The organism is Pseudomonas sp. M2(2023), assembly GCF_030263955.1.
Classification (GTDB): domain Bacteria; phylum Pseudomonadota; class Gammaproteobacteria; order Pseudomonadales; family Pseudomonadaceae; genus Aquipseudomonas; species Aquipseudomonas asiatica.
Genome location: NZ_CP127114.1, coordinates 355,415 through 379,426 on the forward strand (window position 1 = coordinate 355,415; position 24,012 = coordinate 379,426).

The following is a 24,012-nucleotide window of genomic DNA, read 5'->3' on the forward strand; positions in this document are numbered from 1 at the left end:
TCCAAGCCTGAAAGCCCCTGCCAGCAACGCCGGGGCATCCCGATAAAAAATTTTATGGAGTTGAGTTTCCATGGCCAAGATCGCCCCGCAATTGCCAATCGAAGTAGACAGCGAGACCGGTGTCTGGACCAGCGACGCCTTGCCGATGCTGTATGTGCCGCGCCATTTCTTCGTCAACAACCACATGGGCATCGAAGAAGTCCTGGGCGCCGACAAGTACGCCGAGATCCTCTACAAGGCCGGCTACAAGTCCGCCTGGCACTGGTGTGAAAAAGAGGCCGAGTGCCATGGCCTGGAAGGCGTGGCGGTGTTCGAGCACTACATGAAGCGCCTGAGCCAGCGTGGCTGGGGCCTGTTCGAGATCCAGGACATCGACCTCGACAAAGGCACCTGCAGCGTCAAGCTCAAGCACTCCGCGTTCGTGTACGTCTATGGCAAGTGCGGCCGCAAGGTCGATTACATGTTCACCGGCTGGTTCGCCGGCGCCATGGACCAGATTCTCGCTGCCCGCGGCAGCTCGATCCGCACCGTGGCCGAACAGGTCTATGGCGGGTCGGAAGAAGGCCACGAAGATGGCCTGTTCGTTACAAAGCCGTTGTAAGCCGGAGATAGCGTCATGGCATTCGAAGCAATGTTCCAGCCGATCCAGATCGGCAAACTGACCATCCGCAACCGTGTGCTCAGCACCGCGCACGCTGAGGTCTACGCCACTGACGGCGGCATGACTACCGACCGCTACGTGAAGTACTACGAAGAAAAGGCCAAGGGCGGTATCGGCCTGGCGATCTGCGGCGGCTCGTCGGTGGTGGCCATCGACAGCCCGCAGGAGTGGTGGTCGTCGGTCAACCTGTCGACCGACCGCATCATCCCGCACTTCCAGAACCTGGCCGACGCCATGCACAAGCATGGCGCCAAGATCATGATCCAGATTACCCACATGGGCCGTCGCTCGCGTTGGGACGGCTTCAACTGGCCGACCCTGATGTCGCCGTCGGGTATCCGTGAACCCGTGCACCGCGCCACCTGCAAGACCATCGAGGTGGAGGAGATCTGGCGCGTGATCGGCAACTATGCGCAAGCTGCCCGCCGTGCGAAGGAAGGCGGCCTGGACGGCGTGGAACTGTCGGCCGTGCACCAGCACATGATCGACCAGTTCTGGAGCCCACGGGTCAACAAGCGTACCGACGAATGGGGCGGCACCTTCGAAGGCCGCATGAAGTTCGGCCTGGAAGTACTGAAGGCCGTGCGCGCCGAAGTCGGTGACGACTTCTGCGTGGGCATGCGTATCTGTGGCGACGAATTCCACCCCGATGGCCTCAGCCACGAGGACATGAAGCAGATCGCTGCCTACTATGACGCCACCGGCATGCTCGACTTCATCGGCGTGGTCGGCTCGGGTTGCGACACCCACAACACCCTGGCCAACGTCATCCCGAACATGAGCTACCCGCCGGAGCCGTTCCTGCACCTGGCGGCCGGCATCAAGGAAGTGGTCAAGGTCCCGGTGCTGCACGCGCAGAACATCAAGGACCCGAACCAGGCCACGCGCATCCTCGAAGGCGGCTACGTGGACATGGTCGGCATGACCCGTGCGCACATGGCTGACCCGCACCTGATCGCCAAGATCAAGATGGGCCAGATCGACCAGATCAAGCAGTGCGTCGGTGCCAACTACTGCATCGACCGCCAGTACCAGGGCCTGGATGTACTGTGCATCCAGAACGCCGCGACCTCCCGTGAATACATGGGCGTGCCGCACATCATCGAGAAGACCACCGGCGCCAAGCGCAAGGTGGTGGTGGTTGGCGCCGGCCCGGCCGGCATGGAAGCGGCCCGCGTGGCTGCCGAACGTGGCCACGATGTGACCCTGTTCGAGAAGAAGGAGCAGATCGGCGGGCAAATCACCATCGCCGCCAAGGCCCCGCAGCGTGACCAGATCGCCGGTATCACCCGTTGGTACCAGCTGGAGCTGGCGCGCCTGAAGGTCGACCTGCGCCTGGGCACCGCCGCCGACGTGGCTGCCATCCAGGACCTGCGCCCCGACATCATCGTGCTGGCGGTAGGTGGGCATTCCTTCCTGGAGCAGAACGAGCACTGGGGCGCCGCCGAAGGGCTGGTAGTCAGCAGCTGGGACGTGCTCGACGGCAAGGTTGCGCCGGGCAAGAACGTGCTGGTGTACGACACCATCTGCGAGTTCACTGGCATGTCGGTGGCTGACTTCATCGCCGACAAGGGCAGCCAGGTCGAGATCGTCACCGACGACATCAAGCCGGGTGTGGCCATGGGCGGTACTACCTTCCCGACCTACTACCGCAGCATGTACCCGAAAGAAGTGATCATGACCGGCGACATGATGCTGGAAAAGGTCTACCGCGAAGGCGACAAGCTGGTGGCGGTGCTGGAAAACGAATACACCGGCGCCAAGGAAGAGCGCGTGGTCGACCAGGTGGTGGTGGAGAACGGCGTGCGTCCTGACGAGCAGCTGTACTACGCACTGAAGGAAGGTTCGCGCAACAAAGGCCAGATCGACGTGGAGGCGCTGTTCGCCATCAAGCCACAGCCGATCCTCAGCCAGCCGGGCGAAGGCTACCTGCTGTACCGCATCGGCGACTGCGTGGCCCAGCGCAACGTGCATGCGGCGATCTACGACGCCTTGCGCCTGTGCAAGGACTTCTGATCGAGAAAAATCGTCGCCACCGGGCGCGGTCCCTGTGGGAGCGGCTTCACCCGCGAAAGCGTCAGCACAAGCAACAGAGTTGTCTGATCTGACGCATTCGCGGGTAAACCCGCTCCTACAAGGGGCCAATCCCATCTTCAGAGTGGCGCAAGAATCCAGCTGTTGTGGGAGCCTCCCATGTTGAACACCCTTCTACCAATCCTGCTGTTCGCTGCCCTTGGCCTGGCAGTGCTCGGCGCCCTGCGCCGGGTGCGCATGTGGCGGCGTGGCCGGCCGTCCAAGGTCAACCTGATCGGCGGCCTGCTGGCCATGCCGCGCCGCTACCTGGTGGACCTGCACCATGTGGTCGAGCGCGACAAGTACATGTCCAAGACCCACGTGGCCACCGCTGGCGGCTTCGTGCTGTCGGCCGTGCTGGCGATCCTGGTGCACGGCTTCGGCCTGCAGAGCAAGATCCTCGGCTACGCGTTGCTGGTGGCCACGGTGATCATGTTCAGCGGCGCCATCTTCGTCTTCAAGCGCCGCCTCAACCCGCCTTCGCGCCTGTCCAAGGGCCCGTGGATGCGCCTGCCGAAGAGCTTGCTGGCGTTTGCCGTTAGCTTCTTCATCGCCACCTTGCCGGTTGCCGGCATCCTGCCGGCCAACACCGGTGGCTGGGTGATGGTAGGCATTCTCGGCCTGGGCGTGCTGTGGGGCGTGTCGGAGCTGTTCTTCGGCATGACCTGGGGCGGCCCGATGAAACACGCCTTCGCCGGTGCCCTGCACCTGGCCTGGCACCGCCGCGCCGAACGCTTCGGCGGCGGCCGTTCCACCGGCCTCAAGCCGCTGGACCTGGAAGACCCGAACGCGCCGCTGGGCGTGGAAAAGCCGGTGGACTTCACCTGGAACCAGCTGCTGGGCTTCGACGCCTGCGTGCAGTGCGGTAAATGCGAAGCCATGTGCCCGGCCTTTGCCGCCGGCCAGCCGCTGAACCCGAAAAAGCTCATCCAGGACATGGTCATCGGCCTGGCCGGTGGCACCGACGCGCAGTTCGCCGGCAGCCCATACCCGGGCAAACCGATCGGTGAGCATGGCGGCCACCCGCACCAGCCGATCGTCAATGGCCTGGTCGACGCCGAAACGCTGTGGTCGTGCACCACCTGCCGTGCCTGCGTCGAGGAATGTCCGATGATGATCGAGCACGTCGATGCCATCGTCGACATGCGTCGTCACCTCACCCTGGAAAAAGGCGCCACCCCGAACAAGGGCGCCGAAGTGCTGGACAACCTGATCGCTACCGACAACCCGGGCGGCTTCGCCCCTGGCGGGCGCATGAACTGGGCCGCCGACCTCAACCTGCAACTGCTGTCGGAGGTGAAAACCACCGAGGTGCTGTTCTGGGTCGGTGACGGTGCCTTCGACATGCGCAACCAGCGCACCCTGCGCTCGTTCGTCAAAGTGCTCAAGGCGTCGGGCGTGGACTTTGCCGTGCTCGGCCTGGAAGAGCGCGACAGCGGCGACGTGGCGCGCCGTCTGGGCGATGAAGCGACCTTCCAGCAATTGGCCAAACGCAATATCCAGACCCTGGCCAAGTACAAGTTCCAGCGCATCGTCACCTGCGACCCGCACAGCTTCCATGTGCTGAAGAACGAGTACGGCGCCCTGGGCGGCGACTATCAGGTGCAGCACCACAGCACGTACATCGCCGAACTGATCGCGGCCAACAAGCTCAACCTCGGCCAGCACAAGGGCGGCAGCGTCACCTACCACGACCCGTGCTACCTGGGCCGTTACAACGGTGAGTACGAAGCTCCGCGTGCCGTGCTCAAGGCCCTGGGTATCGAAGTGCGCGAGATGCAGCGCTCGGGCTTCCGTTCCCGTTGCTGCGGCGGTGGTGGCGGTGCGCCGATCACCGACATCCCTGGCAAGCAGCGTATCCCGGACATGCGCATGGACGACATCCGCGAGACCGAGGCCGAGCTGGTGGCCGTGGGTTGCCCACAATGCACCGCCATGCTCGAAGGTGTGGTCGAACCGCGCCCGCAGATCAAGGACCTGGCCGAACTGGTGGCCGACGTGCTGATCGAAGAGGACGCGCCCTCTGCCCCAAAGCCGCAAACGGCCAAACGTGAACCTGCGGAGGTGCACTGATGAGCGACATTATCCGCCGCGACCCACGCGCCGAGTGGATCGCCCGTAACCGTCTGCACCCGCTGCATGCAGCGATGCAGACGCAGCAGACCAGCTGGATGGGGCCCAACGGCCTCATCCGCAAGAACCCCCATGCGATTGCCGCAGGCTTCATCGGCCCGGCCGGCATCAAGCGCATCGACCGCAGCGGCGCCCAGCAGGGCACCGCCGTGGGCGGGCGACGCACGGCGGCGGCCGAGGTCAAGCTGCCGCTGCACCAGGTGCCGGCGCCGGCGTTCTACATCGCCGTGGTGCCGGACATGGTCGGTGGCCGCCTGAGCAGCCACGACCGCGACCTGCTCGGCCTGGCCCACAGCCTGGCCGGCAGCGACGGTGCGGTGCTGGCAGTGGTGTTTGGCGAGCACAAGGAAAGCAACTTTTCCACAGCCGGGGTCGACCGCCTGCTGGTCATCGAAGGCGAGGCGTTCGAAGGTTATGCACCGGAGCAACTGGTACAAGGCCTGCGGGCTGTGGATAACCAGTTCACCCCGCGCCACTGGCTGCTGCCCGACAGCCGCACCGGTGGTGGCGAACTGGGCCGGCGCCTGGGCGCGGCACTGGGCGAGCGCCCGGCGACGCGGGTATGGCAGGTCAAGGACGGCCAGTGCATCGGCCGTGCCGGTGCCGGCCAGCAGGACCTGCAGCGCGCCGTACCACGCTTGATCCTGGCGGCGGCCGAGTGCGCCGAGCCGGTCAGCGAAACCCGTCACGAAGCGCTGCCCGTGGAGTTGTCCACAAGCGTGGCGCGCAGCCTGTCGCGCATCGAAGACCTCGGTTCGGTGGCCGTGGACCCGGCCACCATTGCCATGGCCGAAGCCGAGTTCATCATCTCGGGCGGCAACGGGGTCAAGGACTGGGACCTGTATCACAAGGCCACCGCGGCCCTTGGCGCCACCGAAGGCGCCTCGCGGGTGGCGGTGGACGACGGCTTCATGCCGCGCAACCGCCAGGTGGGTGCCACCGGTACCTGGGTTACCGCGCGGGTCTACGTGGCTGTGGGTATCTCGGGCGCGATCCAGCACCTGCAGGGCATCGGCGCCTGCGACAAGGTGGTAGCGATCAACATGGACCCGGGCTGCGACATGATCAAACGGGCGGACTTGTCGGTGATTGGTGACAGTTCGGCGATTCTCCAGGCACTGATCGAGGCTGTGGACAACTACCGCAGCGGCGGCCAGCGCGACGCGGCATAAGGGCACGAGCATGAGTACGAAAGTGATCAGCCTGGTTTCCATCGGTGCCCACCCCAGCTCCGGCCGCGCTCGCCGCGCCGAGCAGGATGCGCGCGCCGTGGAGCTGGGTTTGCAGCTGGCTGGGGATAACTTACAGGTGGTGCATGCCGGCGACCCACGGGAAGAGGCGCTGCGCGCCTACCTGGGGATGGGCCTGGACCACCTGGATGTGCTGGAGCAGCCGGCCGGCGCCGACGTGCTGGGCGTGCTCGGGGATTACCTGCGCGATGCCGGGGCACAGCTGGTGCTGACCGGCAGCCAGGCCGAGACTGGCGAAGGGTCGGGCATGTTGCCGTTCCTGCTGGCCGAAAAGCTCGGCTGGCCGCTGATTGTGGGGTTGGCTGAAGTGGAGTCGATCGAAAACGGCACCGCCCAGGTATTGCAGGCGCTGCCGCGCGGTCAGCGGCGTCGGCTGAAGGTGCGCCTGCCGTTGCTGGCGACTGTGGATAACGCCGCGCCCAAGCCGCGCCAGAGTGCTTTCGGGCCGGCGCGTCGGGGTGTGTTGGCGGCACGCAACGTGGCTATCGTCGAAGACGAACTGCTGGCCGAAGCCGAACTGCAACCAGCCCGCCCACGGCCCAAGCGGCTGAAGGTGATCAAGGCCAAGAGCGGTGCCGACCGGATGAAGGCGGCGACGGCCAAGGCCAGTGGCGGCGGTGGCAAGGTGTTGAAGGACGTTTCTCCACAGGAAGGCGCCGAGGCCATCCTCAAGCTGCTGGTGGAAGAGGGCGTGCTGCGCTAGAGCCTCACGCGGTCCCGGTGTGGGAGCGGCCTTGTGTCGCGATGGGCTGCGCAGCAGCCCCGGCAATCTTGACTCATAGTCGAGATCCTGAGGCCGCACTGCGGCCCATCGCGACACAAGGCCGCTCCTACATTCCATACACAGCCTCGATCGAGCGCTTTTGCCCACCGAATCTGTTCGCCAAGGTGTGGATAAAGTGTTGGCGCATGGCCGCAGCCCTTGTGTGACGGCGCCTCCAAGATTATGGTCAAAAAACAACCAGTATTATCCCTGCCTTCGCATGCAACGCGCGGCAGTACCCTCCGGATTTTGTCCACAATCACTGTTAGCCGGTCTGTGGATAATCTGTTCGGTAGCACCTGTAAGCCACATAGTTAAAGGCTTTGACAGGTTTGTTCAGAAAGTGATCAATCTCGCCATAATCCTGCTCGATCCTTGATAATCATGGTCGTGAGTGGCTTATCCACAATCCGATTGCACAAACTGCATCAGTTGCTCACAAACTCTGTTGGTGTTTCTGTGGACAAGGTGTAAGAAGTCCGCTGTAGCCCAATATCCACGCCATCCTGGCCGGTTTGATCAAACAATGATCAGGGGTTTGTCTGATATTTTTGCCAGTACGCAAACCTGGCGTCCGTCGTTACCCTGTCCACATGCGATCAGTGTGAGTCAACCATGGCGACATCCCTGTTGAATATCGATCGGCAGCACTCTGTACTGGGCGCGCTTTCCTTGGGTCCGCGCGCTTACTCACCCTATGGCTTCCTTAGCGGTTCCCTGGGTTCAGGGCTGGCTTTTTGTGGCCAATACCAAGATCCGTTGACGCATAATTATCTGTTGGGCAGTGGCCATCGCTCCTACAGCCCGGGCCTGATGCGGTTCATCACGCCGGATTCGCTTAGCCCATTCTCCAAGGGCGGAATCAATGGATACGCCTATTGTGAGGGGGACCCGATTAACAGGCACGATTCAACGGGCCGCGTTTGGCAGTGGATACCTCCACTGGCTCAGGCCGCCTCTAGTGTTTCAACAGGACTCGGCGCGGTTAACCGCAGGTCGCTTGCTGTGGTTAGACAGCGGATTCAGAGGATGAACGGGGAGTTACCCGACCAGGAACTTGTGCGCGCAGAGCTTGCAGACTCGCTCCAGTTTTATTCCTCTATCCCTATGGGGGCTGGTGCCAATCTCGCCCGAAATATCCTCAATGCACCTGTGTCGCCGGCAGATCCACTGGTCAGTCAGCTTGTCTGGACCGGAGCTGGGGGAAGTTCTGGCGTTGCCATAGGCACCAATTTAAACGGCTATTCGGTGTATCAAACATGGACGCAACTCGCAGATCAACATGGCATCAACCGGTGGAGCGTGGTGGCCGAGGCCATAGGGCAAGTCTTGCTCCCACCTTTCGTCAGGAGGGGGAGTTTGCAGGCGGGGCAATGGGCAGCGGAAGCGCTCGGTAGCGGAATAGCCGGGGCCTACCGTGTGCCGGGGAGGGTGATGGCCAAGGTACATAGCGATGATGGAGGAGAAGTTCTGAGAGCTGTCCTTGTCGTTAGAGGGAGTTGATGCTATTAGCGCCCCTTACTGAAACGCAGGTGTGTCGTGCCTCGTCATACCGGACGAGGCACGGCATCATCGTTTACTGTGCCTGAACTTCCTTCAGATACGCCGCCGGCTCCGCCCCCAGGTTGTTCAGCAAGCGCTGGCTGTACCAGTCAATGAAGTTGACCACGCCAAACTCGTAGGTTTTCGAGTATGGCCCAGGCTGGTAAGCGGTGGAGTTGATACCACGCTGGTTTTCCTCGGCCAGGCGACGGTCCTGGTCGTTGGTGGCGTCCCACACCTTGCGCATGTTCTCGGGGTTGTAGTCCACACCCTCCACGGCATCCTTGTGCACCAGCCACTTGGTGGTGACCATGGTTTCCTGGGCGCTGATCGGCCACACGGTGAACACGATCATGTGGTCGCCCATGCAGTGGTTCCAGGAGTGCGGCAGGTGCAGGATGCGCATCGAGCCCAAGTCCGGGTTCTGGATACGACCCATCAGCTTCTGGCAGGCCTGTTTGCCGTCCATGGTCATCGACACGGTGCCCTTGAGCAGCGGCATGCGCACGATACGGTTACGCAGGCCATGGCTTTTGTGCAGGTACGGGATCTTCTCGGCTTCCCAGGCGGCGGCGGAGGCAGCCACGTGGTCCTTGAATTCCTGGCTGGCGCGCGGGTCGTTGGTGTCGTCCCATTCCAGCAGGGTTTGCAGCAGCTCCGGGTGCGAACCGTTGCAGTGGTAGCACTCGCGGTTGTTTTCCAGCACCAGCTTCCAGTTGGCCTTTTCCATCAAGGTGGTCTGTACCGCCACCTTGGTGTTTTCCATGTCGTACGGTTCCATGTAGTGGTCCAGGGTGGCCAGGAACTCGTCGATGGCAGGCGGGTTTTCCGCCAGGCTGATGAAGATGTAGCCGCCGGCGACCTTCACGTTCACAGGCTTCAGGCCATACTGGTTCATGTCGAAGTCGGCACCCATTTCGGTACCGGCGAACAGCAGGCGGCCGTCCAGCTCGTAGGTCCACTGGTGGTACGGGCAGACCAGCTTGGCCACCTTGCCCTTGTCGCTGACGCACAGGCGCGAACCGCGGTGGCGGCAGACGTTGTGGAAGGCGTGCACCTTACCTTCGGCGCCACGCACCACGATGATCGGGTTCTTGCCGATCTGCAGGGTGATGTAGTTGCCCTTGGCCGGGATCTCGCAGGTCATGCCGGCGATCAGCCACTCCTTGTGGAAGATCTCCTGCATGTCGATCTGGAACAGACGCTCGTCGGTGTAGAAAGGCTGGGGCAGCGAGTAGGTGCGCTCGCGGGTCTGCAGCATCTCGGCGGTGGCCTTGCGTGCAGGTTCCAGTGGATCGCCCAGGCTCAGGGTTGCGGTGACGTCCATCGTGTATTCCTCGGGGCCGTGTGCGGCCGGCAAAAGGTGGCTAATCGTTGTTGTGGTGCCGCAAGGCTGCTCATCAGAAACAGCTAGTTGTTTTGCCGTGGAGTGTGCGTCCGAAGGCGTCATGAACCGTATCCATGGGCGACATGGCCGATTTGAATTACGACGCGCCAGCCCTTGCAGTGCGGGGCTGGTCGCGATAAGCACGCCGATGTCGCTGGCAGGAATGTACGTCGTCTTCAGCTTGCGCATTATCCAAGCCATAAAACGGCCAATAGTCGGCTGCTGGAGATGAACATGTCCGATACCTTCCTCAATCCGGTCACTACCCAGACCTGGGCCAACGGCCGCCACATCGTGCGCTGCGTCAAGGTCATCCAGGAGACCTGGGACGTGCGCACCTTCTGCTTCATGGCCGATCAACCGATCATGTTCTTCTTCAAGCCGGGGCAGTTCGTCACCCTGGAGCTGGAGATCGAAGGCAAGCCGGTGATGCGTTCCTACACCATCTCCAGTTCACCGTCGGTGCCCTACAGCTTCTCGATCACCGTCAAGCGTGTACCGGGCGGCCTGGTGTCCAACTTCCTCCACGACACCATGCACGAAGGCGCCGAGCTGCCGGTGCACGGCCCGGTGGGGCTGTTCAACGCCATCGATTTCCCGGCGCAGAAGGTGCTGTACCTCTCGGGCGGTGTCGGGATCACCCCGGTCATGTCGATGGCGCGCTGGTTCTACGACACCAACGGCAATGTCGACATGGTGTTCGTGCACAGCGCCCGTTCGCCGAAGGACATCATCTACCATCGTGAACTGGAGCAGATGGCCTCGCGCATCCCCAATTTCAGCTTGCACATCATTTGTGAAAAGCATGGCCTGGGTGAGCCGTGGGCGGGTTATCGCGGTTACCTCAACCAGCGCCTGATGGAGCTGATCGCGCCGGACTACATGGACCGTGTGGTGTTCTGCTGCGGCCCGACGCCATACATGACTGCGGTCAAGCGTATGCTCGAAGCGGTCGGCTTCGACATGAAGAACTATCACGAGGAATCGTTCGGTGCGACGCCGCCCGAGGCCAAGGCCGATGCGGTGGAGCATGCCGAGCAGGCTGCCGACGCGCCGGAACTGGATGCGGCCGACCTCAACCTGGTGGAGTTCATCGGCAGCGAGAAGAGCATCCGCATCGCCCCGGGCGAGACCGTGCACGCGGCGGCGGCCAAGGTTGGCCTGATGATCCCGAAAGCCTGCGGTATGGGCATTTGCGGCACCTGCAAGGTGCTCAAGCTGGGCGGCGAAGTGGAGATGGAACACAACGGCGGCATTACTGAAGAGGACGAAGCCGAGGGCTACATTCTGTCGTGCTGCAGCGTGCCGAAAGGGGATGTGCGGATCGATTACTGATCCGAGAATGCAGGGGGCTGCTATGCAGCCCATCGCCGGCAAGCCAGCTCCCACAGGTTTTGCACAAGGCAGAAATCCCCAGCAAGCCAGCTCCTAAAGATGCTGCACAAGGCAGAAGAGGTGCGCGGTCGGTGTAGGAGCTGGCTTGCCTACGATGGGCCGCAAAGTGGCCCCGGCTTTATAAAAGAACTAGTAAAACTATCAGTTCCAGAGTATCCGGCGGTGAAGTAGCTTTTCTTCAAAACCTCTGGAGGCTTTGTATGATTCAACCCATTTCAGCTTCTGTGAGCCTATGCCGTTCAGTACGGTACGACCCTTACGGCATTCAGCCTGGTCGATCTGCCTCCTTACTCGCATTCAATGGAGAGTGCCAGGATCGTCTAACTGGCAGTTACCTGCTCGGCAACGGTAGAAGAGCATACAGTCCAGCGCTAAGGCGATTTCTCAGCGCAGATCGGCTAAGCCCTTTCTCGCAGGGAGGCATCAATGGATACGCATACTGCCTAGGGGATCCCGTCAATCGTATGGACCCGAGCGGCGAATTCAGCGTCCTGGGCGCGCTCAAAGCGTTTAAACAAGTGCTTTGGGTTGCCGCGCGAATAAAAAATTTTGGCTTGAGAAATAGCACGCTGAAGACCGTGAGTGAGCTTGCCAAATATGGGGACAAGGTAGGTGCCGCAATGATCGGTGCTGGCATACCCGGTGGCCAAGAAGTGCTCACCGTCTCGCTTGGCGTAACTGTTGCTGTCAAGACAATCAAGTTTCTCCCGACAATCACGCCGCCGACATCGATGCTTCGTGCAGTTGGCAGGATGCCCAATCAAATGTGAGCATGAATGCTTGCCGATAAATTGAGTTATTAATGATTTTTTGCTGGGGTCGCATTGCGACCCCGATCTCGCATAATTAGGTACGGAAGCGTGCTACCAGACCATTCAAGTCAACCGCCAACCGCGACAACTCCGCACTCGCCGCACTGGTCTGATGCGCCCCGGTAGCACTCTGCACCGACAGGTCATTGATGTTCACCAGGTTGCGGTCCACTTCACGCGCCACCTGCGCCTGCTCTTCCGCCGCGCTGGCAATCACCAGGTTACGCTCATTGATCTGCGCCACCGCCCCGGCGATGGTGTCCAGCGCCATGCCTGCGCCACGGGCAATGTTCAGGGTTGATTCGGCACGCTCGGTGCTGGTGCGCATCGATTCCACCGCCTCTTCCGTACCGCCCTGAATACTGCCGATCATCCGCTCGATCTCGCTGGTCGACTGCTGGGTACGATGAGCCAGCGCCCGCACCTCATCCGCGACCACGGCAAAGCCACGGCCCGCCTCACCGGCACGTGCCGCCTCGATCGCGGCGTTCAGCGCCAGCAGGTTGGTCTGGTCGGCCAGGCCACGGATCACGTCCAGCACCTTGCCGATATCGCGCGACTGTTCGGCCAGGTGGGTGACCAGTTTGGCGGTGGCCTGCACATCGCCACTCATGCGCTCGATGGCACCCACGGTTTCCATGACCAGGTCGCGGCCGTCGCCCGCCGAACGGCTGGCTTCGCTGGAGGCTTCCGAGGTGCTGACTGCATTGCGCGCTACTTCTTCGACGGCGCTGGTCATCTCGGTCACCGCCGTGGCGGCCTGTTCGATTTCGTTGTTCTGCTGCTGCAGGCCGCGGGCGCTTTCGTCAGTGACGGCGTTCAGCTCTTCGGCAGCCGAGGCCAGCTGTGTCGCCGACCCGGCGATCAGCTGCAAGGTGTCGCGCAGTTTGTCTTGCATGCGGGCCATGGCGCGCAGCAGGCGGGCAGCTTCGTCGGTACCCTCGGCATGGATGACATGGGTCAGGTCGCCGTCGGCAATCTGTTCGGCACATCTAAGCGCCTCGTCGATCGGCTTGACGATGCTGCGGGTCAACAGCAGGGCACAGACAAAAGTCAGCACGGTGGCGGCGACCAGCAGGCCGATCACCAGAGAGAAGGCCGCGTCATACTGGCTGGCGGCTTTCGCGTTGGTGTCACGGGTCTGCTCGGTATTGATGCCCACCAGGGTCTCCATGATCTTGTTGATCTGCTCGGAGTTGGCCTGCAAGTCACGGTTGAGAACATCTCTCAGCTCGTCGAGGCGGCCGGCCTGGTTGAGGCTGCGCATTTGCGCCTCCAGCTGGCGATACTGGTTGAGCAACTGAACGTACTGGTCGTACGCAGCCTGTTCGTCGGCGGCAGTGATCAGCGGCACGTAGGCCTCGCGCGCGCGGTCGATCTGCTGGTTGCGCTGGTCCATCAGGTTGAGGATTTCCTGCTGGTTTTGCGGGTCGCGGTTCACCAGCAGGCGGTAGGAGAGGCTGCGCAGGCGCAGGTTCAGCGCGCTGATCTCATCCAGTGTCTTGATGGCGGGGACGCTGATTTGCTCGATGACCAGGCCGGCCTGGCGGATGTTGCCCATCTGGATCAGAGAGAAGATACCGAGGCCGAGCATCAGCAGGCCGATGAGCGCAAAGCCCAGCAATGCGCGTGGGGCAATATTGATGTTGCGTAATGACATGGTGGGCAGATCCAGGCAAGTGAAGGAGACGCATCCAGTGCGACAGAATGTGTCTCTCTGAGTATCGGTCGTGACCCGTCAGCCTTGAGTGCGCGCCTGGCAAAACTCCGAGTTGGCCCGGTTGTTCCTGACCGGCGGTTGACCCAGGTCGGAACAAGGGGCCGGTTACCCTGTCAATCTGCGGGTTAGACACTTTGTGAATCCGATATTTAATGGCGATGGGCCGCACTTTTCTTTATCGTGTGCGCCCCTCGCAACAACCTGAGATAGACCCATGCTGGAAGCTTCCCTGAATCAAATCGAGCAACTGGTCAGCGACCTGATGCAGAAGAACGCTCAACTCACCGAGCAGAACGCCGCCCTCGGTCAGGAACTGGCCCAGGCCAAGGAAGAGAACGAAACCCTGCAGCTGTCGCTGATGGAGCAGGAAGAGAAGAACGGCAGCACCGCCGCACGCCTGCAGGCCCTGCTCGAGCGCGCCAACGCCGGCGTCGTAGGCGCATGACACTGCGAGCGCAGCCGATCAATGTCGTGTCGATCCTCGGCAACGACTATTCGATCAAGGCGCCTGCAGGCCAGGAAGCGACCCTGGCCCAGGCGGTGCAGATGCTCAACACCGCCCTGGCCCAGACCAAGCGTCAGTACCCGACCCTGATCGGCGACAAGTTGCTGGTGCTGGCCGCGCTGAACCTGTGTTCGCGGCAGATCGAGCTGCAGGATGAGCACCGCAAGACGCTGGAGCGTACCCAGGCGCAGATCGATGCCACGGTGGACGCCATCGTGCGGACCATAGCCGAACAATAAGGCCTTGCATCGACCTCTGTGGGAGCGGATTCACCCGCGAATGCGTCAGTGCATTCAGCATCGCATTCGCGGGTAAACCCGCTCCCACAGGGTATCTGATTGCTTCAGGTCACTGGATTAACTGCATACGCAAGTGTATACACTTTCCGCAAAACAATAATTATGCGGGGAGTAGGGCATGCGTATCTGGCGTAAAAGCATCCAGTGGCAGTTGATCACCAGCATGGGCGCCGCCCTGCTGGCGAGCATCCTGGTGGTGGTCATCATTTTCACGGTGGCGCTAAACCGCCTCACCGAACGCTACCTGGTCGATACCGCGCTGCCCGCCAGCATCGAGGCCATCCGCAACGACATCGAGCGCATGCTCGGCCAGCCGCTGGTGGCGGCGGCGGATATTGCCGGCAACACCCTGCTGCGCGACTGGCTTGCCGCCGGTGAAGACCCCGCCCATGCCGCTCCATTCATCGAATACCTGACCGCCGCCAAGCAGCGCAACCAGGCCTTCACCACTTTGTTCGTTTCGACCGAAACCGGCCACTACTACAACGAGAATGGCCTGGACCGTACTCTCAGCCGCAGCAACCCCAAGGACAAATGGTTCTACGGCTACATCGACAGCGGTGCCGAACGCCTGATCAACATCGACATCGACGGTGCCACCGGCGAGCTCGCGCTGTTCATCGACTATCGCGTGGAAAAGAATGGCCAACTGGTCGGTGTGGCTGGCATGGGCCTGCGCATGACCGAACTGTCGAAGCTGATTCATGACTTCAAATTTGGCGAGCACGGCAGGGTGTTCCTGGTGCGTAACGATGGCCTGATCCAGGTTCATCCGGACGCTGCCTTCAGCGGCAAACGCCAGCTCACCGAACAGCTCGGCGCGGATGCCGCCAAGGCGCTGATGACCGGCGACGAGGGCCTGCGCAGCAGCCGCTTCAGCCGTGACGGCGAAAGCTACCTGGCGCTCGGCCTGCCCTTGCGCGACCTCAACTGGACCCTGGTGGCCGAGGTGCCGGAGGAGGAAATCTACGCGCCAATGCACCAGGCGGTATGGCTGACCAGCCTGATCGGTGGTGCCGTGGCCCTGGTATCGCTGCTGCTGGTGGTGCTGCTGGCGCGTGGCCTGGTGCGGCCGATCCGCCGCGTGACAGCGGCGCTGGTGCAGATTGGCAGTGGCGCGGGCGACCTCAGCCACCGGCTGGACGATTCACGCCAGGACGAACTGGGCGACCTGGCGCGTGGCTTCAACCGCTTCCTCGACAGCCAGCGCCGGTTGATCGGCGAGATATTGCACACTTCCGAGCGGCTGCACCTGGCGGTCGAGCAGGTGACACAGGTGGTGGACAACACCGCCGAGCGTTCCGGGCGCCAGCAGGAAATGACCGAAATGGTCGCTACCGCCGTGCACGAAATGGGTTTGACCGTGCAGGACATTGCCCGCAATGCCGGTGATGCGGCCCAGGCCTCGCAGTCGGCGAGGGACGAAGCCTTGCAGGCGCGTGAAGTGGTGCAACGCTCGATCCGTGGTATCGAAGGGATGTCGGGTGATATCGGCAAGGCTGCCGATGCAGTCAGCCAGCTGGCCGAGGAAGTAGCTTCGATCGACGAAGTTCTGGCGGTGATCCGTAGTATTTCCGAGCAAACCAACCTGCTGGCGCTGAATGCCGCCATCGAGGCGGCCAGGGCAGGGGAGATGGGCCGTGGGTTTGCCGTGGTGGCCGATGAGGTGCGTACCTTGGCCCGGCGCACGCAGCTGTCCACCGACGAAGTGCAGCAGATGATCCAGCGCTTGAAGCAGGGCGCGGGTTCGGCTGTGAGTTCGATGCAGGCTGGGCAGCAGGCGACGGGTAGCGGGGTGGAGTCGAGCCAGCGCACCGGAGCGTCATTGGGGGCGATCACTGACCAGGTCGAGCACATCAGCGACATGAACCATCAGGTAGCTACTGCGACCGAAGAGCAGTCGGCGGTGACCGAGGAGATCAATCGTACGGTGCAGGGGATTTCCGACCTGGCGCGGGAGACCGCGGCGGAGGTGCAGGGCTGTCGTGAAGAGTGCCAGGCGCTGCGTGGCTTGGCGGATGACCTGGCGCGGCAGATGGGTGGGTTCAGGCTTTAGATCAGTGTTGGCTTCTTCGCGGGTAAACCCGCTCCCACAGGTTCATCATTGCTCTTGAGGGCAGAGCTGTACCTGTAGCTCCCACAGGCTCACCTCAGGCCTTGAAACCTGCGCGATCCCTGTAGGAGCGGGTTTACCCGCGAATGCGGCCTGTCAGGCGCCGATGATGGCGCGGATATCCGCCGCCAGCTCGCGCACCCGCTCTTCCTCGGTATCCCACGAGCACATGAACCGCGCCCCGCCGCTACCAATGAAGGTATAGAACCGCCATCCCCTGCTGCGCAGTGCCTCGATCGCATGCTCCGGCATCTGCAGGAACACCCCGTTGGCCTCAACCGGGAACATCAGATCCACTCCCGGCAAATCACTCACCAGCGAGGCGAGCAACTGCGCGCAATGGTTGGCATGCGCGCCATGGCGCAACCAGGCGCCATCTTCCAGCAGGCCCACCCAAGGCGCCGACAGGAAGCGCATCTTCGATGCCAGTTGCCCGGCCTGCTTGCAGCGGTAGTCGAAGTCCTCGGCCAGTTGGCGGTTGAAGAACAGGATCGCCTCGCCCACCGCCATGCCGTTCTTGGTGCCGCCAAAGCACAGTACATCGACACCGGCCTTCCAGGTCAGCTCTGCCGGGCTGCAGCCCAGGAACGAGCAGGCATTGCTGAAGCGTGCGCCGTCCATGTGCAGGTTCAGCCCCAGCTCTTTGCAGGTGGCGCTGATCGCCTTCAGCTCGTCGGGGCGATAGACGGTGCCCACCTCGGTGGCCTGGGTAATGGTCACCACCCGTGGCTTGGGGTAGTGGATGTCCTGACGCTTCAGCGCCACTTCGCGGATCGACTGTGGTGTCAGCTTGCCGTTGACGCTGGGCGCGGTCAGCAGCTTGGAGCCGTTGGAGAAGAACTCCGGCGCACCGCACTCGTCGGTTTCGACGTGGGCGGTCTCGGAGCAGATCACGCTGTGGTAGCTCTGGCACAGCGAGGCCAGCGCCAGGGAGTTGGCGGCGGTGCCGTTGAAGGCGAAGAACACCTCGCAGTCGGTTTCGAACAGCTTGCGGAAGTATTCCGCGGCGCGTTCGGTCCACTGGTCGTCGCCGTAGGCGCGGTCGTGGCCATGGTTGGCCTTTTCCATCGCTGCCCAGGCTTCGGGGCAGATGCCGGAATAGTTGTCGCTGGCGAATTGTTGGCTCTTATCTGTCATGACACTGTCCTGTGAACGACGCAGAACAGCACTCTAAACCATCGATTCAGCAGTTGCCTATACAAGCGGTGCAGCGTTTGATTTCGGCATTGCCTGTACTGGCCTATTCGCGGCTAAAGCCGCTCCCACTGGGAGATTGCAAGCATTGAGGCAGCGCCGTACCTGTGGGAGCGGGTTCACCCGCGAAAGGGCCGGCACGGTCAACACAAAAGCGAATGTCGTAAACGCGCCATTGCAAGGCGTGCGCAGGCATCTGACCCGCCCCGGCCAGTCATAACATCGCCACAAAGGGCCACAGTGCCCCACGACAAAAAACGATCGCTGCCGGGAGATACACGATGTTCAGCAAGCAAGACCAGATTCAGGGTTACGACGATGCACTGCTGGCGGCGATGAATGCCGAAGAGCAGCGCCAGGAAGACCACATCGAGCTGATCGCCTCGGAAAACTACACCTCCAAGCGCGTGATGCAGGCCCAAGGCAGCGGCCTGACCAACAAGTACGCCGAAGGCTACCCGGGCAAGCGCTACTACGGTGGCTGCGAGCACGTGGACAAGGTCGAGGCCCTGGCCATCGAGCGCGCCAAGCAGCTGTTCGGTGCCGACTACGCCAACGTCCAGCCGCACTCCGGCTCCTCGGCCAACGCTGCGGTTTACCTGGCCCTGCTGCAGGCTGGTGACACCATCCTCGGCATGAGCCTGGCCCACGGCGGCCACCTGACCCACGGCGCCAAGGTGTCGTCCTCGGGCAAGCTGTACAACGCTGTGCAATACGGCATCGACACTAACACCGGCCTGATCGACTACGACGAAGTCGAGCGCCTGGCTGTCGAGCACAAGCCAAAAATGATCGTTGCCGGCTTCTCGGCCTACTCCAAGACCCTCGACTTCCCACGCTTCCGCGCCATCGCCGACAAGGTCGGTGCGCTGCTGTTCGTCGACATGGCCCACGTAGCCGGCCTGGTTGCCGCTGGCCTGTACCCGAACCCGATCCCGTTCGCCGATGTGGTTACCACCACCACTCACAAGACCCTGCGCGGCCCACGTGGCGGCCTGATCCTTGCCAAGTCGAACGAAGAGATCGAGAAGAAGCTGAACGCCGCGGTGTTCCCAGGCGCCCAGGGCGGCCCGCTGATGCACGTGATCGCCGCCAAGGCCGTTTGCTTCAAGGAAGCGCTGGAGCCTGAATTCAAGGCCTACCAGCAACAAGTGATCGAAAACGCCCAGGCCATGGCCCAGGTGTTCATCGACCGCGGCTACGACGTGGTTTCCGGCGGCACCGACAACCACCTGTTCCTGGTCAGCCTGATCCGCCAGGGCCTCACCGGCAAAGATGCCGACGCCGCCCTGGGCCGCGCGCACATCACCGTCAACAAGAACGCCGTGCCGAATGACCCGCAGTCGCCATTCGTCACCTCGGGCCTGCGCATCGGTACCCCGGCCGTTACCACCCGCGGCTTCAAGGTCGCTCAGTGCGTGGCCCTGGCCGGCTGGATCTGCGACATCCTCGACAACCTCGGTGACGCAGACGTCGAAGCCGATGTGGCGAAGAACGTCGCGGCCCTGTGCGCAGATTTCCCTGTTTACCGCTGAGTGGAGTCACACACCATGCAACGTTACTCGGGCTTCGGCCTTTTCAAGCACTCCCTCAGCCACCACGAGAACTGGCAGCGCATGTGGCGCACGCCAACCCCTAAAAAGGTCTACGACGTGGTTATCGTCGGCGGTGGCGGCCATGGCCTTGCCACGGCCTACTACCTGGCCAAGGAACACGGCATTACCAACGTTGCCGTGATCGAGAAGGGCTACCTGGGCGGCGGCAACACCGCCCGTAACACCACCATCGTGCGTTCCAACTACCTGTGGGACGAGTCGGCGCACCTGTACGAGCACGCCATGAAACTGTGGGAGGGCCTGTCCCAGGACCTCAACTACAACGTGATGTTCTCCCAGCGCGGCGTGTACAACCTGTGCCACACCCTGCAGGACATGCGCGACTCCGAGCGCCGGGTCAGCGCCAACCGCCTGAACGGCGTGGACGGCGAGTTGCTCAACACCGCCCAGGTCGCGGCCGAGATCCCGTACCTGGACTGCTCGAAGAACACCCGCTACCCGATCCTCGGTGCCACCGTGCAGCGCCGTGGCGGCGTGGCGCGTCACGACGCCGTGGCCTGGGGCTTTGCCCGTGCCGCCGACGCCCTGGGCGTGGACCTGATCCAGCAGACCGAAGTGATCGGCTTCCGCAAGGAAAACGGCGCGGTCATCGGTGTGGAAACCAACAAAGGCTTCATCGGCGCCAAGCGCGTCGGCGTGGTCACCGCCGGTAACTCCGGGCACATGGCCAAGCTGGCCGGCTTCCGCCTGCCGCTGGAATCTCACCCGCTGCAAGCACTGGTATCCGAGCCGATCAAGCCGATCATCGACAGCGTGATCATGTCCAACGCCGTGCACGGCTACATCAGCCAGTCCGACAAGGGTGACCTGGTGATCGGTGCCGGTATCGACGGCTGGGTCGGCTACGGCCAGCGCGGTTCGTACCCGGTGATCGAGCACACCCTGCAGGCCATCGTCGAGATGTTCCCCAACCTCTCGCGCGTGCGCATGAATCGCCAGTGGGGCGGCATCGTCGATACCTCGCCGGACGCTTGCCCGATCATCACCAAGACCCCGGTCAAGAACATGTTCTTCAACTGCGGTTGGGGTACTGGCGGCTTCAAGGCGACCCCGGGTTCGGGCAACGTCTTCGCCGCGAGCCTGGCCAAGGGCGAAATGCACCCACTGGCCGCGCCGTTCTCCATGGACCGTTTCTACAACGGCGCACTGATCGACGAACACGGCGCCGCCGCCGTCGCCCACTAACCGGAGACACCGTCATGTTGCATATTTTCTGTCCCCACTGCGGCGAGCTGCGCTCCGAAGAAGAGTTCCACGCCTCTGGCCAGGCGCACATCGCCCGCCCGCTGGACCCTAACGCCTGCTCCGACGAGGAGTGGGGTACCTACATGTTCTACCGTGACAACCCACGCGGTATTCACCACGAACTGTGGGACCACGTTGCCGGCTGCCGCCAGTATTTCAACGTCACCCGTGACACCGTGACCTACGAGATTCTGGAAACCTACAAGATTGGCGAGAAGCCGCAAGTGACCGCCAGCGGCAAGCAGAACAGCGCCGCGTCGACCGTCAAAGGCCAAGGGGAAAAAGTATGAGCCAGACCTATCGCCTCGCCAGCGGCGGCCGTATCGACCGCAGCAAGGTCCTTAACTTCAGCTTCAACGGCAAGACCTACCAGGGTTATGCCGGTGACAGCCTGGCCGCCGCGTTGCTGGCCAACGGCGTCGACATCGTCGGCCGCAGCTTCAAGTATTCGCGTCCACGCGGCATCATCGCCGCCGGTACCGAAGAGCCGAACGCCATCCTGCAGATCGGCTCCAGCGAAGCCACCCAGATCCCCAACGTGCGTGCCACCCAGCAGGCGCTGTACGCAGGTCTTGTAGCTACCAGCACCAACGGCTGGCCGAACGTCAACAACGACGTCATGGGCATCCTGGGCAAGGTTGGCGGCAGCATGATGCCGCCGGGCTTCTACTACAAAACCTTCATGTACCCGAAATCGTTCTGGATGACTTACGAGAAGTACATCCGCAAAGCCGCAGGCCTTGGCCGCGCGCCGCTGCAGAACGACCCGGACAGCTACGACTACATGAACCAGCACTGCGACGTGCTGATCGTCGGCGCCGGCCCTGCCGGCCTGGCCGCTGCCCTGGCCGCTGGCCGCAGCGGTGCCCGCGTGATCCTGGCTGACGAGCAGGAAGAGTTCGGCGGCAGCCTGCTCGACACCCGCGAAACCCTCGACGGCAAGCCTGCTGCCGATTGGGTCAGCGCTGTGGTCAAAGAGCTGGAAAGCCTGCCGGAAGTGACCCTGCTGCCACGTGCCACGGTCAACGGCTACCACGACCATAACTTCCTGACCATCCACGAGCGCCTCACCGACCACCTCGGCGATCGCGCCCCTATCGGCCAGGTACGCCACCGCGTGCACCGCGTCCGCGCCAAGCGCGTGGTGCTGGCTGCCGGCGCCCACGAGCGCCCGCTGGTGTACGGCAACAACGACCTGCCGGGCAACATGCTGGCCGGTGCCGTGTCCACCTACGTACGCCGCTACGGCGTGGCCCCGGGCCGCAAGCTGGTGCTGTCGACCAACAACGACCACGCCTACCGCGCCGCGCTGGACTGGCACGACGCCGGCCTGCAAGTGGTCGCCATTGCCGACGCCCGCCACAACCCACGTGGCTCGCTGGTTGAAGAAGCACGTGCCAAAGGCATCCGCATCCTTACCTCCAGCGCCGTGATCGAGGCGAAGGGCAGCAAGCACGTCAGCGGCGCCCGTGTGGCCGCCATCGATGTGCAGGCACACAAGGTCACCAGCCCTGGCGAAACTCTCGAGTGCGACCTGATCGCCACCTCCGGCGGCTACAGCCCGATCGTGCACCTGGCTTCGCACCTGGGCGGTCGCCCGGTATGGCGTGAAGATATCCTCGGCTTCGTGCCGGGCGATGCTCCGCAGAAACGCGAATGCGTGGGTGGCATCAACGGCGTCTACGCCCTGGGCGACGTGATCGCCGATGGCTTCGAAGGCGGCGTTCGCGCAGCCACCGAAGCGGGCTTCAAGGCCACCGTCGGCAGCCTGCCGAAAACCGTTGCGCGCAAGGAAGAGGCCACCGTGGCACTGTTCCAGGTGCCGCACGACAAGGGCACTGCCCGCGCACCCAAGCAGTTCGTCGACCAGCAGAACGACGTCACCGCGGCCGCAATCGAACTGGCCACCCGCGAAGGCTTCGAGTCGGTCGAGCACGTAAAACGCTACACCGCGCTGGGCTTTGGTACCGACCAGGGCAAACTGGGCAACATCAACGGCCTAGCCATCGCCGCCCGTTCGATCGGCATTACCATCCCTGAAATGGGCACCACCATGTTCCGCCCCAACTACACGCCGGTTACCTTCGGTGCAGTAGCGGGCCGTCACTGTGGTCACCTGTTCGAGCCCGTACGCTTCACCGCCCTGCATGCCTGGCACGTGAAGAACGGCGCCGAGTTCGAAGACGTCGGCCAGTGGAAACGCCCGTGGTACTTCCCGAAAGCCGGTGAAGACATCCACGCCGCCGTGACCCGTGAATGCAAGGCCGTGCGCGACAGCGTGGGCCTGCTGGACGCCTCGACCCTGGGCAAGATCGACATTCAGGGCCCGGATGCGCGTGAGTTCCTCAACCGCATCTACACCAACGCCTGGACCAAGCTCGACGTGGGCAAGGCCCGCTATGGCCTGATGTGCAAGGAAGACGGCATGGTCTTCGACGACGGCGTAACCGCCTGCGTCGGCGACAACCACTTCATCATGACCACCACCACTGGCGGCGCCGCCCGCGTGCTGCAGTGGATGGAGCTGTACCACCAGACCGAATGGCCGGAACTGAAGGTGTACTTCACCTCGGTCACCGACCACTGGGCCACCATGACCCTGTCCGGCCCCAACAGCCGCAAGCTGCTGAGCGAGCTGACCGACATCGACATGGACAAGGAAGCCTTCCCGTTCATGACCTGGAAGGAAGGCAACGTCGGCGGCGTACCGGCCCGGGTGTTCCGTATCTCGTTCACCGGCGAGCTGTCGTACGAAGTCAACGTGCAGGCCAACTACGCCATGGGCGTGCTGGAACAGATCATCGAGGCAGGCAAGAAGTACAACCTGACCCCGTACGGTACCGAGACCATGCACGTACTGCGTGCCGAGAAGGGCTTCATCATTGTTGGCCAGGATACCGACGGCTCGATGACCCCGGACGACCTGAACATGAGCTGGTGCGTAGGCCGCAACAAGCCGTACTCGTGGATCGGCCTGCGTGGCATGAACCGCGAAGACTGCGTGCGCGAGAACCGCAAGCAACTGGTAGGCCTGAAGCCGGTCGACCCGAACCAGTGGCTGCCGGAAGGCGCCCAGCTGGTATTCGACCCGAAACAGCCGATCCCGATGGATATGGTTGGCCACGTCACCTCCAGCTATGCGTCCAACTCCCTGGGCTACTCGTTCGCCATGGGTGTGGTCAAAGGCGGCCTCAAGCGCATGGGCGAGCGCGTCTACTCGCCGCAGGCGGATGGCAGCGTGATCGAGGCGGAGATCGTGTCTTCGGTGTTCTTCGATCCGAAGGGTGAGCGGCAGAACGTTTGA

The 24,012-nt window shown here is 62.7% G+C and carries 18 protein-coding genes and 2 pseudogenes; 16 read left to right on the forward strand and 4 right to left on the reverse strand.

Annotated features, from left to right (window positions below):
• Positions 1-70 precede the first annotated feature (70 nt).
• From QN085_RS01665 to QN085_RS01690, 6 genes are all read left to right on the forward strand, one after another.
• Positions 71-601 (forward strand): DUF5943 domain-containing protein, encoded by a 531-nt coding sequence (locus QN085_RS01665; protein WP_013970507.1) that lies wholly within the window; start codon positions 71-73, stop codon positions 599-601.
• Positions 602-616: 15 nt separating this feature from the next.
• On the forward strand, positions 617-2,677 hold the full coding sequence (gene dgcA, locus QN085_RS01670) for a dimethylglycine demethylation protein DgcA (protein ID WP_013970508.1): 2,061 nt from the start codon (positions 617-619) through the stop codon (positions 2,675-2,677).
• A gap of 177 nt (positions 2,678-2,854) precedes the next feature.
• Positions 2,855-4,807 carry a dimethylglycine demethylation protein DgcB gene (gene dgcB / locus QN085_RS01675; protein WP_013970509.1) on the forward strand — a complete coding sequence of 651 codons (1,953 nt, stop codon included), beginning with the start codon at positions 2,855-2,857 and terminating at the stop codon, positions 4,805-4,807.
• On the forward strand, positions 4,807-6,039 hold the full coding sequence (gene etfA / locus QN085_RS01680; RefSeq protein WP_013970510.1) for an electron transfer flavoprotein subunit alpha: 1,233 nt from the start codon (positions 4,807-4,809) through the stop codon (positions 6,037-6,039). Before dgcB ends, etfA begins: the two co-directional genes overlap by 1 nt.
• Before the next feature lie 10 nt (positions 6,040-6,049).
• The gene (etfB, locus tag QN085_RS01685) at positions 6,050-6,820 is read left to right on the forward strand and encodes an electron transfer flavoprotein subunit beta (RefSeq protein ID WP_013970511.1); all 771 of its coding nucleotides are present in this window, start codon (positions 6,050-6,052) and stop codon (positions 6,818-6,820) included.
• A 675-nt stretch (positions 6,821-7,495) separates the two neighbouring features.
• Entirely contained in the window at positions 7,496-8,383 is an 888-nt protein-coding gene (locus QN085_RS01690; protein ID WP_080676080.1) for an RHS repeat-associated core domain-containing protein, read from the forward strand.
• A 73-nt stretch (positions 8,384-8,456) separates the two neighbouring features.
• On the opposite strand, the gene gbca is transcribed toward QN085_RS01690, so the two are convergent.
• Complete coding sequence (gene gbca, locus QN085_RS01695; protein ID WP_013970512.1) at positions 8,457-9,749, reverse strand: glycine betaine monooxygenase oxygenase subunit; 1,293 nt, start codon at positions 9,747-9,749, stop codon at positions 8,457-8,459.
• A 294-nt stretch (positions 9,750-10,043) separates the two neighbouring features.
• Between gbca and gbcB the strand changes: the two genes are divergently transcribed.
• Together gbcB and QN085_RS25880 are read left to right on the forward strand one after the other, a co-directional pair.
• The gene (gbcB, locus tag QN085_RS01700; protein WP_015268654.1) at positions 10,044-11,144 is read left to right on the forward strand and encodes a glycine betaine monooxygenase reductase subunit; all 1,101 of its coding nucleotides are present in this window, start codon (positions 10,044-10,046) and stop codon (positions 11,142-11,144) included.
• A 260-nt stretch (positions 11,145-11,404) separates the two neighbouring features.
• Positions 11,405-11,974: an RHS repeat-associated core domain-containing protein gene (locus QN085_RS25880; RefSeq protein WP_082041870.1), complete on the forward strand. Its 570-nt coding sequence runs from the start codon at positions 11,405-11,407 to the stop codon at positions 11,972-11,974.
• Positions 11,975-12,050: 76 nt separating this feature from the next.
• Here QN085_RS25880 and QN085_RS25885 read toward each other — a convergent pair whose 3' ends face one another.
• Both QN085_RS25885 and QN085_RS25890 read right to left on the reverse strand, forming a co-directional pair.
• The gene (locus tag QN085_RS25885) at positions 12,051-12,923 is read right to left on the reverse strand and encodes a methyl-accepting chemotaxis protein (protein ID WP_413468970.1); all 873 of its coding nucleotides are present in this window, start codon (positions 12,921-12,923) and stop codon (positions 12,051-12,053) included.
• 30 nt (positions 12,924-12,953) lie between these two features.
• Positions 12,954-13,676: pseudogene (locus QN085_RS25890) on the reverse strand (MCP four helix bundle domain-containing protein); the annotation flags it as partial.
• 274 nt (positions 13,677-13,950) lie between these two features.
• On the opposite strand from QN085_RS25890, the gene QN085_RS01720 reads away from it, so the two are divergent.
• The 4 genes and pseudogenes from QN085_RS01720 to QN085_RS25900 all read left to right on the forward strand — a co-directional run bounded on the left by QN085_RS01720 (position 13,951) and on the right by QN085_RS25900 (position 16,596).
• Positions 13,951-14,181, forward strand: a complete 231-nt coding sequence (locus tag QN085_RS01720) for a hypothetical protein (RefSeq protein WP_003257514.1) — start codon at positions 13,951-13,953, stop codon at positions 14,179-14,181.
• Entirely contained in the window at positions 14,178-14,480 is a 303-nt protein-coding gene (locus QN085_RS01725; protein ID WP_013970515.1) for a cell division protein ZapA, read from the forward strand. Before QN085_RS01720 ends, QN085_RS01725 begins: the two co-directional genes overlap by 4 nt.
• Positions 14,481-14,841: 361 nt before the next feature.
• A pseudogene (locus QN085_RS25895) lies at positions 14,842-15,684 on the forward strand (PDC sensor domain-containing protein); the annotation flags it as partial.
• Between the two features lie 207 nt (positions 15,685-15,891).
• On the forward strand, positions 15,892-16,596 hold the full coding sequence (locus QN085_RS25900) for a methyl-accepting chemotaxis protein (RefSeq protein WP_397427731.1): 705 nt from the start codon (positions 15,892-15,894) through the stop codon (positions 16,594-16,596).
• Positions 16,597-16,749: 153 nt separating this feature from the next.
• Here the strand turns inward: QN085_RS25900 and QN085_RS01735 are convergent, their stop codons facing one another.
• A complete protein-coding gene (locus tag QN085_RS01735; RefSeq protein ID WP_013970517.1) occupies positions 16,750-17,790 on the reverse strand; it encodes a threonine aldolase family protein in 1,041 nt (346 codons plus the stop codon).
• A 338-nt stretch (positions 17,791-18,128) separates the two neighbouring features.
• On the opposite strand from QN085_RS01735, the gene QN085_RS01740 reads away from it, so the two are divergent.
• From QN085_RS01740 to QN085_RS01755, 4 genes are read left to right on the forward strand one after another with little or no spacing between them, the layout of a single operon-like run.
• Positions 18,129-19,382, forward strand: a complete 1,254-nt coding sequence (locus tag QN085_RS01740) for a serine hydroxymethyltransferase (RefSeq protein ID WP_013970518.1) — start codon at positions 18,129-18,131, stop codon at positions 19,380-19,382.
• Positions 19,383-19,397: 15 nt separating this feature from the next.
• The gene (locus tag QN085_RS01745; protein ID WP_003255680.1) at positions 19,398-20,648 is read left to right on the forward strand and encodes a sarcosine oxidase subunit beta family protein; all 1,251 of its coding nucleotides are present in this window, start codon (positions 19,398-19,400) and stop codon (positions 20,646-20,648) included.
• Between the two features lie 14 nt (positions 20,649-20,662).
• Entirely contained in the window at positions 20,663-20,998 is a 336-nt protein-coding gene (locus QN085_RS01750) for a sarcosine oxidase subunit delta (protein WP_013970519.1), read from the forward strand.
• Entirely contained in the window at positions 20,995-24,012 is a 3,018-nt protein-coding gene (locus QN085_RS01755; RefSeq protein ID WP_013970520.1) for a sarcosine oxidase subunit alpha, read from the forward strand. Before QN085_RS01750 ends, QN085_RS01755 begins: the two co-directional genes overlap by 4 nt.

Coding starts and splice junctions, on each gene's coding strand:
- QN085_RS01665 (WP_013970507.1), top strand. CDS start 71: ATGGCCAAGATCGCCCCGCAATTGCCAATCGAAGTAGACAGCGAGACC.
- dgcA (WP_013970508.1), top strand. CDS start 617: ATGGCATTCGAAGCAATGTTCCAGCCGATCCAGATCGGCAAACTGACC.
- dgcB (WP_013970509.1), top strand. CDS start 2,855: ATGTTGAACACCCTTCTACCAATCCTGCTGTTCGCTGCCCTTGGCCTG.
- etfA (WP_013970510.1), top strand. CDS start 4,807: ATGAGCGACATTATCCGCCGCGACCCACGCGCCGAGTGGATCGCCCGT.
- etfB (WP_013970511.1), top strand. CDS start 6,050: ATGAGTACGAAAGTGATCAGCCTGGTTTCCATCGGTGCCCACCCCAGC.
- QN085_RS01690 (WP_080676080.1), top strand. CDS start 7,496: ATGGCGACATCCCTGTTGAATATCGATCGGCAGCACTCTGTACTGGGC.
- gbca (WP_013970512.1), bottom strand. CDS start 9,749: ATGGACGTCACCGCAACCCTGAGCCTGGGCGATCCACTGGAACCTGCA.
- gbcB (WP_015268654.1), top strand. CDS start 10,044: ATGTCCGATACCTTCCTCAATCCGGTCACTACCCAGACCTGGGCCAAC.
- QN085_RS25880 (WP_082041870.1), top strand. CDS start 11,405: ATGATTCAACCCATTTCAGCTTCTGTGAGCCTATGCCGTTCAGTACGG.
- QN085_RS25885 (WP_413468970.1), bottom strand. CDS start 12,923: ATGGCCCGCATGCAAGACAAACTGCGCGACACCTTGCAGCTGATCGCC.
- QN085_RS01720 (WP_003257514.1), top strand. CDS start 13,951: ATGCTGGAAGCTTCCCTGAATCAAATCGAGCAACTGGTCAGCGACCTG.
- QN085_RS01725 (WP_013970515.1), top strand. CDS start 14,178: ATGACACTGCGAGCGCAGCCGATCAATGTCGTGTCGATCCTCGGCAAC.
- QN085_RS25900 (WP_397427731.1), top strand. CDS start 15,892: ATGGGTTTGACCGTGCAGGACATTGCCCGCAATGCCGGTGATGCGGCC.
- QN085_RS01735 (WP_013970517.1), bottom strand. CDS start 17,790: ATGACAGATAAGAGCCAACAATTCGCCAGCGACAACTATTCCGGCATC.
- QN085_RS01740 (WP_013970518.1), top strand. CDS start 18,129: ATGTTCAGCAAGCAAGACCAGATTCAGGGTTACGACGATGCACTGCTG.
- QN085_RS01745 (WP_003255680.1), top strand. CDS start 19,398: ATGCAACGTTACTCGGGCTTCGGCCTTTTCAAGCACTCCCTCAGCCAC.
- QN085_RS01750 (WP_013970519.1), top strand. CDS start 20,663: ATGTTGCATATTTTCTGTCCCCACTGCGGCGAGCTGCGCTCCGAAGAA.
- QN085_RS01755 (WP_013970520.1), top strand. CDS start 20,995: ATGAGCCAGACCTATCGCCTCGCCAGCGGCGGCCGTATCGACCGCAGC.